11 protein-coding genes and 1 pseudogene are annotated in these 16,834 nt (G+C 60.5%); 7 read left to right on the top strand and 5 right to left on the bottom strand.

All coding sequences use genetic code 11. The features are described from left to right. Positions 1–404 precede the first annotated feature (404 nt). Positions 405–606, top strand: a pseudogene (locus ABZ720_RS15845) (hypothetical protein); the annotation flags it as partial. A gap of 139 nt (positions 607–745) precedes the next feature. Here the strand turns inward: ABZ720_RS15845 and ABZ720_RS15840 are convergent. The 4 genes from ABZ720_RS15840 to ABZ720_RS15825 form a co-directional block, all read right to left on the bottom strand. Then, complete coding sequence (locus ABZ720_RS15840; protein WP_366556497.1) at positions 746–2,767, bottom strand: CocE/NonD family hydrolase; 2,022 nt, start codon at positions 2,765–2,767, stop codon at positions 746–748. A gap of 82 nt (positions 2,768–2,849) precedes the next feature. Beyond that, a complete protein-coding gene (locus ABZ720_RS15835) occupies positions 2,850–4,148 on the bottom strand; it encodes an ATP-grasp domain-containing protein (protein ID WP_366556496.1) in 1,299 nt (432 codons plus the stop codon). Between the two features lie 76 nt (positions 4,149–4,224). Then, positions 4,225–6,843, bottom strand: coding sequence for a cyanophycin synthetase (cphA, locus tag ABZ720_RS15830; protein ID WP_366556587.1), 2,619 nt, complete (start codon positions 6,841–6,843; stop codon positions 4,225–4,227). Positions 6,844–6,853: 10 nt separating this feature from the next. Beyond that, a complete protein-coding gene (locus tag ABZ720_RS15825) occupies positions 6,854–7,810 on the bottom strand; it encodes a cyanophycinase (protein ID WP_366556495.1) in 957 nt (318 codons plus the stop codon). Positions 7,811–7,869: 59 nt separating this feature from the next. Here ABZ720_RS15825 and ABZ720_RS15820 point away from each other — a divergent pair, with 59 nt between their 5' ends. Then, positions 7,870–8,796, top strand: a complete 927-nt coding sequence (locus ABZ720_RS15820) for an isoaspartyl peptidase/L-asparaginase family protein (protein ID WP_366556494.1) — start codon at positions 7,870–7,872, stop codon at positions 8,794–8,796. A gap of 395 nt (positions 8,797–9,191) precedes the next feature. Here ABZ720_RS15820 and ABZ720_RS15815 read toward each other — a convergent pair whose 3' ends face one another. Further along, positions 9,192–11,522 carry a xanthine dehydrogenase family protein molybdopterin-binding subunit gene (locus ABZ720_RS15815; RefSeq protein ID WP_366556493.1) on the bottom strand — a complete coding sequence of 777 codons (2,331 nt, stop codon included), beginning with the start codon at positions 11,520–11,522 and terminating at the stop codon, positions 9,192–9,194. 217 nt (positions 11,523–11,739) lie between these two features. On the opposite strand from ABZ720_RS15815, the gene ABZ720_RS15810 reads away from it, so the two are divergent. The 5 genes from ABZ720_RS15810 to ABZ720_RS15790 all read left to right on the top strand — a co-directional run bounded on the left by ABZ720_RS15810 (position 11,740) and on the right by ABZ720_RS15790 (position 16,433). Continuing rightward, entirely contained in the window at positions 11,740–12,984 is a 1,245-nt protein-coding gene (locus ABZ720_RS15810) for an ABC transporter substrate-binding protein (RefSeq protein WP_366556492.1), read from the top strand. 90 nt (positions 12,985–13,074) lie between these two features. Then, on the top strand, positions 13,075–13,932 hold the full coding sequence (locus ABZ720_RS15805; RefSeq protein ID WP_366556491.1) for a branched-chain amino acid ABC transporter permease: 858 nt from the start codon (positions 13,075–13,077) through the stop codon (positions 13,930–13,932). Further along, positions 13,932–14,924 carry a branched-chain amino acid ABC transporter permease gene (locus ABZ720_RS15800; RefSeq protein ID WP_366556490.1) on the top strand — a complete coding sequence of 331 codons (993 nt, stop codon included), beginning with the start codon at positions 13,932–13,934 and terminating at the stop codon, positions 14,922–14,924. The genes ABZ720_RS15805 and ABZ720_RS15800 overlap by 1 nt, the downstream gene beginning before the upstream one ends. A gap of 11 nt (positions 14,925–14,935) precedes the next feature. Further along, positions 14,936–15,682 (top strand): ABC transporter ATP-binding protein, encoded by a 747-nt coding sequence (locus tag ABZ720_RS15795; RefSeq protein WP_366556489.1) that lies wholly within the window; start codon positions 14,936–14,938, stop codon positions 15,680–15,682. After that, positions 15,669–16,433 (top strand): ABC transporter ATP-binding protein, encoded by a 765-nt coding sequence (locus ABZ720_RS15790; RefSeq protein WP_366556488.1) that lies wholly within the window; start codon positions 15,669–15,671, stop codon positions 16,431–16,433. Before ABZ720_RS15795 ends, ABZ720_RS15790 begins: the two co-directional genes overlap by 14 nt. Positions 16,434–16,834 lie beyond the last annotated feature (401 nt).

Below are 16,834 nucleotides of genomic sequence, written 5' to 3'. Positions count from 1 at the left end.
CTTTGGCGCAGCGCAACAACCCGCTCGGGTGGATGCCGGAGCGGGTCATGTTCTGGATTGTTCGGTAAAATGGTTGCGGGGGCGTATCTCCACCCTTGGCGAACGAGCACCTTTTTGGCGCTTTTCAGGAAGGCGTTCAGCCGTTTTGCACTACCGGAAGCGGCGTGAAGCGCGGCGTTGCGGGACTCCAGGACCTGGCCTCCTTGGCAGAAGGCACGGCTCGACCGGCGCAAATGGTGATCCGGTCAGCCTGCATGGAAACCGGTCATGACCTGGTTCAAACACATCTGAGAGAGCCCTTGTGGCGCTCACCGCGCGCTTGGTAGAGGTGGTTTATATCCTCTTGGCCTGGGCCGAGGAGGAGGCCGAGCGCCGTGGCAAGCGGGCAAGGCACTTCGCCGACTCTTGCGCTGGCCCATACCCAGATCGAGAAGGCCACATGTGGCACGCTGGGCTCGAAACTGCTCACACGCTGGCGGACGCCCAAAGGGCAGCTGAATTGGAGATCTGGTGACGGACACCGTTCGACGCATCCGGGTGGCGATGGCCTCCGCCTGCCCCTACGCCACGGAATTCGCCCTGGCCCAAGCCCGACTGTGCCGCTGAGCGCCCAGCCGCGCAGCTGAAGGCCTCAAGAAGAGTAGCTCCCGAGTGGCCACAGGAGGCCCTGGTGAGAAATGCAGGCTAGCAGCGTTAGCACAGTGACAACCGTGATCACCAGCCGCCACGCCGAACGGCATTTGCGTCAAACCAGATAGCGGGGCTGGGACACCTCCCAGTCCGCTTCCTTCACGAGCGTATCGCCTTCCCAAGCGCGAAGGCGAGCCTTCACGTAAAAATTGTTGGTATCGCATGTGAGGCACGTTTCCGTTACCGTCTTCACGGTCCAACCGTCGCATCGCATTTCGTGTTCCCAGATGACCTCGCCCCACGCAGACGCTGGGTCATCCGGGAGAACCGAGTAGCTCTCCCGACCTTCTGCGGAATGGAAAAATCCTTGCTCGTCGATAAAGGCGGCGCCCTCGTGATCGCGTACCTCCACGGTTACGCGGCCGGTATCGCGGTTCTCCACCACCTGCCACTCGCTTTCGGGAGGGTGGTGAAACGTCACTTTAAGGGGCTCGCTGGCACGGGGCGATTCGAATTCCGGCGCTGCCGGAGGGATGGTTGCATGAAGCGGCAGGGTGAGGGTGGACTGGCCGGGCAGCACGGAGAGCGTGACAGGTTCCGGTGCCGGCCAGGCGATAGGAAAGTAACTCGACGAGATGGACAGCCGGATTCGATGCCCAGCGCGAAAGGTCTGCGCCACATGTTTGAACGGAATCGATACGGTATAGGGTTTGCCTGGCTCGAGCGCTTGCGGATGTTCGTGGCTGTCCCTGTGTGTGAGGTTTAGAAGGCCATAGCTGACGCGTGTAGCGGCACCGCCCGGCGCAACATCGACCAGCCGCACAGCCACCTGCGCCACCGGCCGGTCTGCGCTGACCGTGAGAGAGAGCTCGGCGTCGCCAACCATGGCGAGGTCTGACTTCAAGGGAGCGGTCTCGAAGATGAGGCTGCCGGCATCGTCCCGGCGCTGATCCCCCGGCTGATCGCCTGGGTGGGCGTAGGAGCACCATTTGCCGCCCTGAACGCCCACCCACAGGGGGGAGCGAACCTCACACGCTGAAAAGGTGTGGTTCGCTTTTACCACTTCGTCCAGCGTGCCATCTGCGCCCAGCGCAAATGGGGTACGGATGATATCGGGCGACGGCCATGTGGGTTCGGTGATCCAGTTACCAGCCCGCCGTTGATAGTGGCTGCGCGGTTCGGCATGGTCCTGCAGGAACAGCCGCAGCGCCGGCTCCTCCATGATTCCTGTTTCGACTCCCTTAAGCCAGTGATCCCACCATCGCGTCTCTTCGGTCAGCCAGTCGATTGCCGGGCCCGGTTCGCCAAGGTGCGGATACTTGTGGGCCCAGGGACCCACTAGGCCCTTGACTGGTGACTTGAGATTTTCGACCAGTCGAAACACGGATCGGCAATAACCGTCGGCCCAGCCGCTCACTGCATAGACGGGCACTTGAATGTCAGAGAAGTCCTCCCCTACCGACCCATGCTTCCAGAACGCGTCCCGTGTCTGGTGCTCGAGCCAAGTCTTGAGCCAAAGTCCCGATCCATCGAGGCGTTCTTTCCACATGTCGCGCCAGCGTTGGCCTACATGCACGGGGTTGGGTGGCAACGTGTTGATTCCGAACATCACCGATGCCCAGGAGAGCTGATCGCCCAGCATCGTGCCACCCATGTAGTGGATGTCGTCGGCATAGCGATCATCGGTCGAGCAGATGGTAACCACTGCCTTGAGGGCAGGGGGGCGCATGGCGGCAAGCTGCAGGCCGTTGAACCCGCCCCAGGAAATTCCGACAATTCCGACGCCTCCCTCACACCATTCCTGCGCGGCGATCCAGGCGATGGCCTCACATCCGTCCTGCAGTTCGAGTGGCGTATATTCGTCTTCCATGACGCCTTCGGACTCGCCGGTGCCACGCAGGTCCAGCCGGACATAGGCATAGCCCCGCGCCGCCATCCAAGGCGCCCGAGCCTGGTCACGCTCAAGCGTCTTGTCGTTCTTGCGGTAGGGGATGTATTCGAGAATAGCAGGCACCGGCGCTGCATTCGCATCCTCCGGCATCCAGATCCGCGCCGCGAGACGCGTGCCGTCCCGCATCGGGACCTCAATGTGCTCAAGTTCGCGGACCTGGCGCGGCAGCGAATAGTCAATCTTCATAGGATTCCTGTGCGATCGGTCGTCGCGTTGAATGTGTTATGCCGCCGTTGGTCTCGGTTATTCCAGCGATCGAGGAGAGGTGCTACTCGATGATGTCGACGAACTCGTAATTGAGCCGCTTCATCACTTGCTCGTAATTCCACAGCAGCTTCGACTGCTTGTTGGCGCCCATCCACACCGAAGCGACGGCATAGCTGTAGGCGTCCTGCTCAGGCAGCTCGGACAGTTTCATGCCGCGCTTCACGTAAGATACGATCCGCGCGCCCTCCACCTGTTCGGCGGCGACTTCAACTTCGGCGCGTGACGGAGCGCGAGCAACTGTCGCATCGCGGAAAAAAACCCGATAGAAGAACTCGGCGGCAACCTTGTCCGGGCCGTCTCCGGTGGGCATGTCAGGCTTGCGGCCCAGTCCCAGATCTATTGTCACCTGTTGGTGACTGACGCCGTCCACCATCTCAAACAGATCGCAGTGCGATTGGGCGATGCGGGTGTTGATTTCCAGCAGCCACACCTTGTTCTGCACCTCGTCCCAATAAAACTCGATGTTGAAGCCCGCGTTGTCGTAGCCGATTTGCGCCATAACCTTGCGAGTTATGTCCCACATCGTCTCCTGGATTTGGGTGGGCAGGGTCGAGGGGTAGAGGTAATAGAAAAAGCTCAGCACCTGCGGATACCGGATCGAATCGATTGTGCCGTAGGGGACGACCGTTCCGTCATTGACGTAGCCCTCCACCGTGCACTGACGGCCACCGATGACCTGTTCGGCCATACAGTAGTGTCCCTGGATGGCCCTGATTTCGTCCGGCAGGTCGGCTTGCGACAGCACGTGATCGAAAGGCTCGCTGATCAGGCGGATCTCTGCGCGCAACTTCTCCGTAGCAAAGTCGAAATCTTCGGGACTATCGATGCGAAAACCCAGACGCGATCCGGACGATTTGATGGGTTTGACGAAGAACGGAAAACGCAAGTCGGCCGCGCCGATCTTGGATAGTGCATCATCGTCGAACGGGTCGAAGGCCGTGAACTTGGGAGTGTGCTCGGGCACCACCTCACGCATTATCGAGCGTGACCAGTATTTATGCTCGCACTTCAAGAGGCTCTCGAGCGAGGCGTTGCGCGTGCCATATTTCTTGCACAGTAGCGGCAGCATGGTTGAGACGGGAAAGTCGATATACCCGACGATCGCGTCGATCGAGCCCTCGAACGCATCGAGCGTCGCCGCTGCCTCCTCCAGCAGCGCCGGCATGTCGAACTGCTGGGTATCGGAAACTTGTGCCGGCGTCAGCAACGGGTGGAACACCACATCCTCAATCCCCCTCAGGCGCTTGAGGCGCTCGGCGTTCATTGCATTCAGTCCGATGACGAAGACGTTTCTGGCCATACCTATGCTTTCTGACGCAGGTGTGCTTGGCGGCGTGATGCGCTCGCCGCCACGATCTGGTGAAGGCGGAGATCGCTCAAGGTTGAGCGATCTCCGCCTTGGTGGGAAAGCTGCGTCCCTTGAGCCGGTCTGTTGTCCCCTCGATGTCGTCAACGAGCAGCAGGAGGAAATCCCCCGGCTCGGCCAGGGCAATGGCGCGGGCTACCGCCTCCTGCTCACTCATGATGGTCTCGACCTGGCACGCGCCATCCGCTTCGGCGGCGCCGCTATGGATCAAGCTGGCCGTCTCACCCGGCGGACGGCCACGGGCGTCGGTCTCATAAACGAACAATGTGTCGCACATGCTCGCAAGTTGTGCGCCGAGAGCCGAGAGGTCCTCGTCCCGGCGATTTCCGGGCGCAGTGGCGACACCGATTTTGCGCTTCGTGGACAGACCGCGTACCAGAGGCACCAACGCCTTCAGCGCTGGCACGTTATGACCATAGTCGATCAGGCATTTCACGCCGTCCGCCTCGAAGTAGTTCGTGCGCCCCGGCATCTGAGCTGGCGTGGGATGGAAGGTGAGAAGCCCGGCGCGGATGTCGTCGATTTCGAGCCCATGAGCAATGGCGACGGCGGCTGCAGCCATTGCGTTCTGCACATTGAAGGGTGCATGTCCCTCGAACGCGATCGGTACGTCATTGACCTCCACGATCTCCGCCGTGACCTTGCCACGCACGAGCACGATGCGGCCGTTCTTGACGGTTACCACCATGCCGAGGTTGCTCAGGTGCTCGACGAGCGAAGGATGTCGGGGATCCATGGTGAAGTAGATGATCTCGCCACGTGCCCAGTAGCTGCCGTGCTCCATCACCAGGGGGTCATCAGCGTTCAGAACGCAGTAACCGCCTTCGTCCTTGACCGCGTCGACCACGACTGTCTTGCAACGCGCCAAGTCTTCGAGGGTGTGGATGTCGCTTTCCCCAAGGTGATCGGAGGCAATATTGAGCAGAACCCCGACGTCGCATTCGTCGAAGCCGAGCCCACGGCGCATGATGCCGCCGCGCGCGACTTCCAGCACGGCATGCTCGACGGTCGGTTCGCGCAGCACGGCCTGTGCCGCCGCCGGTCCGGAATAGTCACCGCGCAGGATTACATGGTTGTCAATCTCGACCGTGCCCGTACACCCCATGCCAACGGAATGCCCTGCTTGGCGCAGGATGTGTGTCGTCAGCCGTGTTGTCGTCGTCTTGCCGTTGGTGCCGGTGATTGCGGTGATCGGGATGCGGCCATTGTCGGCATGATCTGGAAACAGCATGTCGACCACATGTTCACCCACCGGCCGCGGCGTGCCATGGGTCGGCGACATGTGCATGCGAAAGCCAGGCCCGGCGTTGACTTCGACAACGCCGGCAGATTGCTGCTCGAGCGGCACCGACAGGGTCTCGGCCAAGAGGTCGATGCCGATGATGTCCAGGCCGATGAGGCGGCCGATCCGCTCCATTGCGAAGCGCACCTCGGGGTGCACCTCGTCGGTCAGATCGGTTGCAGTGCCACCGGTCGAGATGTTGGCGGTGGATTTCAGCAGCGCGACCTCGCCCTTGGGGAGCACGGTTTCTAGCGTGGAGCCAGCCTGTTCCAGCATCCGTTGGGTTTGCACATCGATCTCGATCTGCGTCAGCAGGTTCTCGTGGCCGACGCCGCGACGAGGGTCCGAGTTCTCGATGTCCACGAGTTGCTTAATGGTGCTCTTTCCGTCGCCCTCGACGTGGGCCGGCCGGCGCCGGGCGGCGGCGACAAGCTTGCCGCCGATCACCAATATCCGGTGATCCTCTCCCGCAATGTAGCTTTCTACCATTACCGCTTGCGAGGCGTCCCGGACACGGGCCAGAGCGGCGTCGTAACCGGACTTCAAATCCTCCATAGAGCCAATACTGGTGGTAACGCCGCGACCATGGTTGCCCGAAAGCGGCTTGGTGACGACCGGCCAGCCAATCCATTCGGCTGCGGCCTGCGCTTCCTCGAACGAGTGGCAAACCTGCCCCCGTGGGACCGGTATACCGGCTTCGTCGAGGATCTGCTTGGTCCACTCCTTGTCGTCAGCGAGGGAGTGGCCAATGATCCCGGACGCGTCAGTGACCGTCGCCTGGAAGCGCCGTTGTTTCACGCCGTGCCCAAGCTGGGTGTAGCTCGTGCCTTGGGTGAGATTGGCGTAGGGAATCTTCCGCGCCTTTGCCGCGGCGACGATCGAGCCGGTCGATGGGCCCAACGCGTTGGAATCGCGCACCTCCTTGAGGTGGTCGACGATCGGCTGCAAGTGGAACTCGTCGCCGTCGTAGAGCTTCTTGACGATCTCGACGGCCGCCTTGCCCGCCGCGATTCCGGTCGCCTCGTCACGATATCGATAGACGACGTTGTAGATTCCGGGCTCGTAGCTGTCGACGGTTTTGCCGTATCCCACCGAAAAGCCGATCAGGTTCTGCAACTCGATCGCCACATGCTCGACCATGTGGCCAGCGTAGGTGCCGTTGCGCACCCGTTGCAGGAAGCCGCCCGGCTCCCCGACCGAACAGCGATGCTCGTAGATGGAGGGGATGAGGGTCTCGAGCCTTTCGGCGATGTCGGGGACCTTGTCGCTTGGCCGATCTTCGAGAGCTTCGATGTCCAGACGCATGTAAATCGCCGGATAGCGACTGTAAAAATTTGGTCCGCGCAATGCGCGATGCTCAAGTATATTCAATCCGCACCTCCAGTCGCTCGCCTCTCAGGTCCTCAGGGCTTAGGACTTTTCGATCGCTTAATCTGTACCCGTATCCCTTGACAAGGGCATGCATCTTAACATTGTGGACAGAAACCGGTTCTCCATCTGATAGTTCAAAAACATTCGAACCCGTCGTTTCCGAACTATCAACTATAATGACATGCCCGCGGCCGAAGGCCAGGATATGGTCGTCCTCAAACAGTACGCCGGCATCCTCGCCAAGCCCGACACCAAGATATTCTGGGTTGGTTGCACCGACTTCCATGAGGCGCGAAAACCGACCGCGTTCGAGGAAGTGCGTGTCGATGATGACACCTTCCACCAGCCCGAAGCCGGCGCTCATCTTGACCGCCCCCTTGCGCAGTGAATCGTTCGCCGACCCCCCATAGACCATGGTGCTTGACTGGCAGGCTGCGCCGGCACTCGTGCCGGCAACCGTTATCCCTTCCGCATGTCGGTGGCGGATAGCGGCGAGAGCGCTCGATCCACCGAAAATGTATGTCAGCCGCATTTGATCCCCACCGGAAATGAAGATCACATCCGAGCACTCGATCATATCGACGAATTTCGGATCATTCGCATCGGCCCGGTCGCGGATCCGCACGTCGAGGACCTTAGACGCTCCAAGCCGTTCGAATGCGGACCGGTAGCCTTCGAACACGTCCTCGGGGATGCTGCTCGCTGTGGTTATGACGCCGACGGATGGGGCAGTTTCTCCCGAGAGGACGAGGACGCTGCGCAGGATTTCCGATTCGGACGTCTTATCTTCAGCCCCCCCAATCGCGATCAGGGGACCTTTTGGGCTGACTTTCAGGGGCATATGCATCAGGTTTAATTCTCCGGCACTCCTTCGCTGGAGTGTATCGCTCATGGTAACCGCGGCGCTATCGACGTTGGTGCGTCCGGCAGTGAGTGGCGCCATGATTCGCCCAAAGCTCCGGATCGGGCAAGTGTAAGCCTGGGAAGCGTGAAGGTCTCGGCATGAGTAATGCATATGCAATCGCGATCCACGGCGGAGCCGGCGTCCTCACACGCACCGCGTTGAGCGCCGAGCGCGAGGCAGAGACTCACCGCGCTCTCGATAAGGTCTTGAGCGCTGGTGAGGCGGTGCTCGCAGCCGAGGGAGCGGCCCTTGATGCGGTCACCGCTGCCGTCTGCGCACTAGAGGACGAACCGCTGTTCAATGCTGGGCGCGGCGCAGTGTTTACCCGCGAAGGACGCCACGAGATGGACGCGGCGGCAATGGAGGGGCGTGAGCGCCGGGCCGGCGCGATTGCCGGCATTTGCGGCCCGAGGAACCCTGTGCTTCTGGCGCGCGCCGTACTCGAACGCTCACCGCACGTTTTACTCGCAGGTGAGGGCGCGATCGCACTTGGGCGAGAGATGGGCCTAGCATTCGAGCCCGAGAGCTATTTTTTTACCCAGGAGCGCTGGGACAGCCTGCAGCAAACGCTGGCGCTGGAAGCCAGTGGTGCGCTCGACTCTGATCCCTCTCGGCGCCACGGCACCGTCGGTGCCGTGGCCCGCGATCGCTCCGGCAATCTCGCCGCGGCGACGTCAACAGGCGGAATGACCGGCAAGCACCAGGGACGGGTTGGGGACAGTCCGGTGATCGGTGCCGGCACCTATGCCGAAAATGCGAGCTGCGCGATATCGGCCACCGGCGATGGGGAGGTATTTCTGCGGCTTTGCGTGGCACACGAAATCGCGGCACGGGTCCGCCTTCTCGGCACCAGTCTGGAGGAAGCAGCGACCGCGGTCATAATGTCCGATCTGACAGCCCTTGGCGGGTCGGGGGGGCTGATCGCTGTGGGTCACAACGGACAGATCGTCATGCCCTTCAACTGTGAAGGCATGTACCGCGGGAGCAGTGCTGAAGGGGGACTCCGTCAAACGTTGATCTACTAGTGGATTGATCCCAATGTTTGGACCCCTCGGTTTCGTGCGCACGGAGCAAGCGCGCCTCGTTGTAAGTTTTTTTTAATCGCGTGCTATTTTGCCAGTCAGTTGCAACCTGAAAAAGGCGCCCCGGAGGGCGCCTTGCGTCATCTAAATTTTTTGATAAAACGAAAGAATTACTGGGTGCGGGGGCGCGCCGCCAACTTGATTTGCTCGTCTGCTACACGTGGCATCCTCCCGAGATGGCGGCACTGTAGGCCCCCTCTGTCTTGCTCGATGAGGGAGCGACCGCGGCCTTTCAGTAACCCTCCGGTGCCCAAGCCCATCCTTCATGTCCGCCTGTAGCTCTCGGCGGTAGCTTCGATGCTGAAAGGGGTCTCATCATTGCACTAGCCTAGGCTTGGCTACAATCGCCCATTAAGCGCCTTCCAGACCCGGGCAGGAGTAGCGGGCATATCAAAATCCTCTATTCCTTCGTGGCTTAGGGCATCATGAATAGCGTTCATCGCAGCAGGAATCGCGCCGGCGACACCGGACTCTCCGGCCCCCTTGACGCCCAGCGGGTTCGTGGCGCAGGGAGCGACGTGGTGAGTCAGCCGCAATTGCGGGAAATCCATAGCGCGCGGCATTCTGTAATCCATGAACGACGCTGTCTGGAGCTGACCGTTATCGTCATAGATAACCTGTTCTCCAAGAACCTGCCCCAGCCCTTGTGCGATGCCACCATGAATTTGCCCCTCCACAATGGGCTCATTGAGGATGACGCCCACATCGTCGACCGCTACGTATCCGACCACTTTCACCTCGCCGGTTTCGCGGTCGATCTCAACCTCACAGACGTGACAGCCGTTCGGAAAGCTCATCCCAGAGGAAACAAACTCCGCAACGGTATCCAGCCCGTTCGTGAAGTGCTCAGGCAAGTTGGTCATTTCCCTGGCCCGGCCGGCGACTTCACCCAGTGATACACGTCGGTCGGTCCCGACGATGCTGAATACTCCTGCTTCGTAGGTGATATCGGCGGTCGCCGCCTCCAGGAGGCTTCCTGCCACTAGACGGCCTTTTTCGATAATCTCTTCGCAAGCTCGGAAAGTCGCGCTGCCGGCCATCATTGCGGAGCGTGAGGCGACCGTCGGCCAACCCTTCGGCGCTTCGTCGCTGTCACCTTCAATCAACCGCACCGATTCGGCGGCAATGCCCAGGGCATCAGCGACAATCCGGGTAAAGGTCGTGAGATGCCCTTGGCCGATGGACTGTACGCCAAGTCTCAGCGCAGCGGTGCCGTCCGGTTCGATGCGAAGATCGACAGATTCGTCGAGGATGCCGCCAGCCACCTCCAGAAAAGAACAAAGGCCTATTCCTCGGAGCTTTCCTTCCTTGCGCGAGGCTGAATGACGCTTCGCAAAGCCCTTCCAGTCTGCAAGATCAAGGGCCTTGTCCATAACCGCCTCAAAGTCACCGCTGTCGTATTTTTGCCCGTTCGGTGCACTGTAGGGAATTGCGGTGGGGGAGATCATATTTCGGCGTCTGAGCTCGATCCGGTCAATGCCAGTGGCGCGGGCGGCCTTATCTATAAGTCGCTCTACGAGGTAAATGGCCTCCGGGCGGCCGGCGCCCCGATATGGGCCGACCGGTGCAGCATTGGTGAGCATCGCTTGAACGCGAAAATGGAGGGCCGGGGTGGTGTAGACGTTGGCTAGGCAGTTCTTTGTATTGTTCGTCGAGAAGACCGACGCGAAAGTCGACACGTAGGCCCCAATACCAGCCGTGTTGTGCATCCTCAGGGCAAGAAATCTGCCCTGGGCATCGAGTGCCAAGGCTCCGTCGAGCACACCGTCGCGTCCGTGAGTATCCGTGAGAAAGCTTTCTACCCGGGTAGCCGTCCATTTCACGGGCCGCCCAAGGCAGCGCGCGGCGAACATCACGGCTGCATACTCGGCATAGGGCTGCACCTTCATGCCGAAGCCGCCGCCCACGTCATAGGTGCGCACCCGAATACGATCGAGAGGAACGTTGAAAACGTGCTCCGCGAACATCTTTCGGACCAGCGCAACTCCCTGTGTTCCGGCCGTCAGTGTAAAGCGCTGCTGCTCAGGATCCCATTCTCCAATCGCGGCGCGAGGCTCCATCGCACTCGGCGCAACTCGCGTGTCTTCCAAGCGAATGGTGACAACATGCGCCGCGGTGGAGAAGGCGTTGTCGACCGCTTCCGCATCGCCATCTTCCCAGTCGAGCGCGATGTTGTCGGGAGCCTCCCTCCAGATGGGTTCGATCACCTCCTGGGCCGCCCTTGCCGTCGTCGCGGCGGGCAGTTCATCGAACTCAGCGACCAGTTGTTCTACAGCATCCTGCGCCAGCGCGACCGTCTCCGCCACGACCATCGCGAACGCCTCGCCGACGTAGCGGACTCGGTCCCTGGGTAAGACCGGCAAAGGCGCGAGCGCCATCGGCGTGCCATCGCTATTCTTGAAGCGCATCGCCATGGGTATCGGGCCTAAGTCGGCCTCGGCGACATCCTTGCCCGTGAAAACCGCCGCCACCCCAGGCATCTTGAGCGCTCGCGTCACATCGATCTCGCCGATGCGCGCATGAGCATGAGGCGAGCGCGCGAATACCGCATAAAGCTGTCCAGGAAGACTCAGATCGTCCGTGAACAGCGCTCGCCCGGTCAGCAACGGCTGGTCCTCGCTGCGCAGCGCACGCGGGTCACTTGCGAAGCGTATGGAATGTTCCGTCACAGCGTTTCCTTTCTCCCGGGGACAGTGGGCCTATCGGATTGAGCATGATGGAAAGCCCTCGCCGCTCCATAATAAGTTGACCAAGCTCGGCCTTATGGCAAGAATTGGTTAATGTGATCACGGGCGAAGCGGCCTGGTCAAGGCAGTGGTGGCACGGATCAGCGAACCCTGGAGCAACCGGGATCTCGGCAACCAAACAGGGAATTGGGAGGAATCGATGAAGCAAGGAGTTCGATCGAGGATCGGCAGTGGCATTGCTCTGCTAACCGGCGCATTTGCGATCGCGAGCTTTTCGATCATTGGGCCCGCACAGGCTCAAGAAATCCGCATCGGTCTGCTGGCGCCTCTGACCGGGCCATTGGCACAGCCTGGCAATGATATGGTCAACGGTCACCAACTGTTCTGGGAAGAAGCCGAACACACAGCAGGCGGCCGCGAAGTGCGCGTGATAGTGGCCGACACCGCCTGCAATCCCGACCAAGCGATTACCCAGGCCCGCCGGCTCGTCGACCAGGAGGATGTCCATGTTCTGGTTGGCCCTCTCTGCGGGCACGAGGGGCCCGCGGTCGCACAAGTCAGCCGAGAGACGGGCGTGCCTGTGATCCTCGATCCTGCGGGCGCCGACGATATCACCAAGTGGGATAGAGTCCCGACTGTCGTGCGGACGGCCCTTTCAGCCAGCCAGATTGGCCACCCCTTCGGTGACTACCTCTACAACGAGTTGGGCCTGCGAAACGTGACCTTCATTGGCCAGGACTACACCTTTGGACAGGAAGTGACCCTGGGCGCGATTCAGTCATTTACTGAACTGGGCGGCGAGGTGGCGAGCCTGATCTGGAGCCCCATTGGGACGACCGACTACGGGCCCGTCATCGCAGGAATCCCGAGCGACACTGATGGCGTTGCAGTCACCATCGTCGGCGCCGACCGCATCCGTTTGTTTGACGCTTGGTTCGACTTCGGAATGGATCGCCGCCACCAGATCTACGGCGGCTACTGGCTGCACGAGGACGCGCTGCCGCAGGTCGACGAGCGCGCTATTGGACTGATCAGCAACGCGCTGAACTATGTGGCCGGTATTGAGACTCCAGAGAATGACGCTTTCGTGGATGCCTTCGTAGAGCGCCACCAGCAAATGCCCTCCTGGATGGCCGAAAGCGGTTATACCAGCGGTCTCTGGACAAAAACGGCGCTCGACGCCATCGAAGGCGATATCGAGGATGTCGAGGCGTTCTTAGCGGCTGTACGGGCGGCAGAGATCAATGCGCCGCGAGGCCCGCTCAAGCTCGATGACTACGACAATCCAATCCAGAACGTCTATGTCTCCGAAGTGCGCCAGCGCGAGCACCCGGTGTTGGGCGAGATTCTCGTCAACGTTCCGATCAAGACCTACGAGGAAGTCTCCCAGTTCTGGACCTGGGACCCCGAGGAGTTCCTGGCCCGCGGGCCCTATCAGCGTTGATTCCTCAACGGGCGTCTCCCGGCTACTGCCTGGCTTGCCGGGAGACCTGCTTTCGATTGGAGATCGACACGCGATAAGGGCGGGAGCCAAATGAGTTTCGTCATTCAGACAATGAACGGCATATCGCTGGCCGCGCTGCTGTTTCTGTTATCCGCGGGCTTCACCCTTACCTTCGGGCTGATGCGTGTCGTCAACATGGCCCATGGGGCCCTCTACCTGATCGGCGGCTATATCGGTCTCTCGGTTGTCTGGGCCACAGGTAGCTTTTGGCTCGCTATTCCCGCCGGCGGTTTCGCTGTTGTTCTGCTCGGTTATTTTATCGACCGATTTCTGATCCGCGCGACCGGTGAGAACCACCTCGCCCAGGTTCTACTGACCGTGGGCGTGGCCTTCGTCATTGCGGACGTCTCGTTGGCTATCTGGGGCGGGGATAATCTTCGCGTTCCCACGCCCGCTTCCCTGCGCGGCCCCGTGGTCCTGCCCGGTGATATTTTCTATCCCAAGTACCGCCTGGTGCTCATCGCCTTCGGTGTCGTAGCCGCAGGCGCGCTCTGGCTCCTTTATCGGAGGACGCAGATAGGAGCAATCGTGCGAGCGGGCGTCGATGACCGCGAGATGGCCGGCGCCATGGGTATCAATATAAACCGCCTCTTTGCCCTGGTCTTCGCCATCGCGGCGTTCCTTGCAGGCGCAGCCGGAGTGGCTGGCGGCGCCTTCCTGACGCTTTACCCTGGCGCAGAATGGGAGATCCTCATCTTGGCGCTTGTGGTCGTCATCGTCGGCGGGCTTGGCAGCCTGGAGGGCGCAATGATCGGCAGCATCATCGTCGGTCTGGTCGATGCCTACGGACGGTGGCTCTGGCCCGAGATGTCCTATTTCGTGATCTTCGCACCCATGGCCGCACTGCTCCTCATCCGGCCCACCGGCATCTTTGGACAGGAGCACTGATGATGAACAAGCCATCGTTCCTCGCGATGGGACTGCTCCTCGCGGCCATAGCAGTAATACCTGTATTCGCCGGCGACTTTTGGATCGGTCTGGTCATCAAGATCCTGATCTTTGGGCTGCTGGCTCTCTCCGTTGACCTGCTGCTCGGCCACGCGGGCCTCCTCTCGCTTTGCCATGCGTCCTTCTTCGCCGTGTCGGCTTATACGGTTGCCATCCTGCAGGTTCGGCATGGCCTGCCAATGGCAGTTGCGGCACCGTCAGGGATCCTGCTGGGAACGCTGCTGGCTGTCGTCTTCGGCATCGCGGTACGCACGCGTGGCGTCTACTTCATCCTCGTGACCATCGCACTGGGCTTCATCATCTGGGGTGTGACCTACCGCTGGGCTTCCTTCACAGGGGGCGACAACGGCATCACCAACGTGCCCTATCCAGCGATTGGCGAATGGCGCGTGACCTCCATGACCACCTATTACTATGTGGTCCTGGCCCTCGTGACGCTCTATGCATTTGCCTATCGCGTTCTAATAGCCTCACCCTTCGGCCTTACCTTGCGAGGGATCAAGTCGAGCGAAAGTCGAATGCGCAGCCTTGGATTCAATCCGACCCGCCACCTCTACGTGGCCTTCGTTATATCGGGTTTCATGGCGAGCAGCGCGGGTGTCTTGTATATCTATTTCAATCGATTTGTTAATCCTGCAACTGCACATTTCCATATTTCAGTAGAAGTCGTTCTGATGACGATTATTGGCGGCACAGGAACGATTATAGGACCATTCCTTGGATCGTCTATTATCCTCACCCTGCGCAACTGGATCAGCGGTTTCATTCCCTACTACATGACGATCATGGGTCTTGTGTTCATCGTTACGGTACTTTTTGCTCCCAATGGCATTGTTGGCCTCTTCAACAGGTGGCGCAAGCGCTCGGAGGACGCAAGGACTGGCACGGCAGAAGTCCCGGAGGCCGGACCCAATGCTGAGCCACGGGCGTGAGGAGAGCGGGGATGCAGCAGGCAGCCATAGAGCTCTCGGACGTCTCGAAACAGTTTGGCGGCGTGAGGGCAGTTGACTCGGTGTCCCTGACTATCGCGCCGGGGGAGCGACGAGTTCTGATCGGTCCAAACGGAGCCGGCAAGACGACCCTTTTTAACTGCATCACCGGTAATCTGCCGGCCAGCACGGGTCGTATCGTCTTCTTCGGCCAGGACCTCACCGAGGAGCCGGAGCGCAGCCGTACCGCCCGAGGTATGGGCCGGACCTTCCAGATATCCAACGTCTTCACCGACCTCAGTGTCTGGGAGAACATGATCCTGGCGCGGCTCGGCTGCGACACGCGCAAGTGGCGAATGCATCGCAGCTTCTTTTCGCTCAACGATTTTTCAGCAAATTTGCGGGAGACACTGGAGTGGGTTCGGCTCGATCGGCGCATCAATGATCCCGTTAGCGACCTGTCCTATGGTGAACGCAAGCAACTCGACCTGGCACTGGGCCTGGCCGGTGAGCCGAAAGCACTGTTCCTCGATGAGCCCTGTGCCGGGCTCTCTCCCAGCGAACGCCAGCGGGTTTCTCAGCTCATCGGTGAGCTCCCGGACAAAATGACCGTGGTGATGATCGAGCACGACATGGACATCGCTTTAGGGCTGGCCGAGCGCGTCACGGTCTTGCACCAAGGGCGCGTCATCCTGGAGGGAGCGCCAGACGAAGTGGAGACGAACCCAGAAGTCAGGGAGGTCTACTTTGGCGCAGGCTGACAGGCTGCTTTCGGTGCAGAACATCCACACCTACTACGCCGACAGCTATGTGCTGCAGGGTCTTTCACTTGACCTGCACGAGGGACAGATCGTCTCGATTCTCGGTCGCAATGGGATGGGCAAGACGACCCTGGTGCGTTCGATTGCTGGGCTCACACCGCCCCGCCAGGGCGACATCCTGCTCAGAGGCACCTCCCTGCTCGGCCTACCGTCCTACGAGGTTACTCGGCGTGGCATTGCCCTGGTTCCCCAGGGACGGCGTATTTTCAAGTCGCTTTCGGTGCGAGAGAACCTGCTGCTTCCCACTAGCACGATGGCTGCAGGCTCCCGCACGGGAACGGCAAAAGGAGGTGCGCAATGGGACCAAGAGCAGGTTCTAAACCAATTTCCTCAGCTACGCGAACGCACCGAGAATCTCGGCACGGCCTTGAGTGGGGGCGAGCAGCAGATGCTCGCGATCGGGCGCGCCCTGATGAGCAATCCCGACATCATTCTCATGGACGAGCCATCGGAAGGCTTGGCGCCGCGTATCATCCAGCAGGTCGGCGAGATCATGCTGGATCTGAAGAAGCGCAATCACGCCATACTCCTGGTCGAACAAAATCTCGGCCTGGCCTTGGCTGTGTCCGACTACATCTACGTGCTTTCCGTCGGCCGCTTCGTCTTTGAAGGAACTCCAGCCGAGTTGAGCGAGAATCCCACAATTCTTGATCGACATCTGGGAGTCTCAGGGAAGCAGGCGCTGTCGTGATCGTCGGCAGTGGGACCGACGTCGCCGATCTTGTTGCGGTTATCCCGGGATCCAACTATGATCCTCGTGTGGTGATTCATGCCCGCAATTACGTGTGACAGTGCCATCTGCGAGATTGGCGCAGCGACTGCCTGCTGGCCGGGGCCAAGGGTTGGTCCGTCTGCCTCAGCTATCGTTCGGACAAGGCGGAAGCCGCACCCGTTGTGTGAGCGACCAAGCAAGCCGACCGGCCAGCTGCAACCATGCGTTGTTGCCCCGATGCTTTCCGCCTTTATGGCTGCGCCATACCCATCCGTGCGCCTCATCGGCAAAAAGTCCGCCAGGGATTGTTGATTCAGACTCTGACACAGAGAAGGTTCGCCATCAGACCTTCCCTCTTCCGCCACTTCCCCTCGCGAAAG

This window comes from Aquibaculum sediminis (assembly GCF_040712085.1).
GTDB classification, from domain to species: Bacteria; Pseudomonadota; Alphaproteobacteria; order Kiloniellales; family DSM-21159; genus Aquibaculum; species Aquibaculum sediminis.
The sequence above is the reverse complement of the archived record's forward strand: the minus strand, read 5'-3'. Positions and strand labels throughout refer to the sequence as shown.

Excerpts from the sequence above, each read along its gene's own strand:
- ABZ720_RS15840 (WP_366556497.1), bottom strand. The coding sequence starts at position 2,767 with ATGAAGATTGACTATTCGCTGCCGCGCCAGGTCCGCGAACTTGAGCAC.
- ABZ720_RS15835 (WP_366556496.1), bottom strand. The coding sequence starts at position 4,148 with ATGGCCAGAAACGTCTTCGTCATCGGACTGAATGCAATGAACGCCGAG.
- ABZ720_RS15825 (WP_366556495.1), bottom strand. The coding sequence starts at position 7,810 with ATGGCGCCACTCACTGCCGGACGCACCAACGTCGATAGCGCCGCGGTT.
- ABZ720_RS15820 (WP_366556494.1), top strand. The coding sequence starts at position 7,870 with ATGAGTAATGCATATGCAATCGCGATCCACGGCGGAGCCGGCGTCCTC.
- ABZ720_RS15810 (WP_366556492.1), top strand. The coding sequence starts at position 11,740 with ATGAAGCAAGGAGTTCGATCGAGGATCGGCAGTGGCATTGCTCTGCTA.
- ABZ720_RS15805 (WP_366556491.1), top strand. The coding sequence starts at position 13,075 with ATGAGTTTCGTCATTCAGACAATGAACGGCATATCGCTGGCCGCGCTG.
- ABZ720_RS15800 (WP_366556490.1), top strand. The coding sequence starts at position 13,932 with ATGATGAACAAGCCATCGTTCCTCGCGATGGGACTGCTCCTCGCGGCC.
- ABZ720_RS15795 (WP_366556489.1), top strand. The coding sequence starts at position 14,936 with ATGCAGCAGGCAGCCATAGAGCTCTCGGACGTCTCGAAACAGTTTGGC.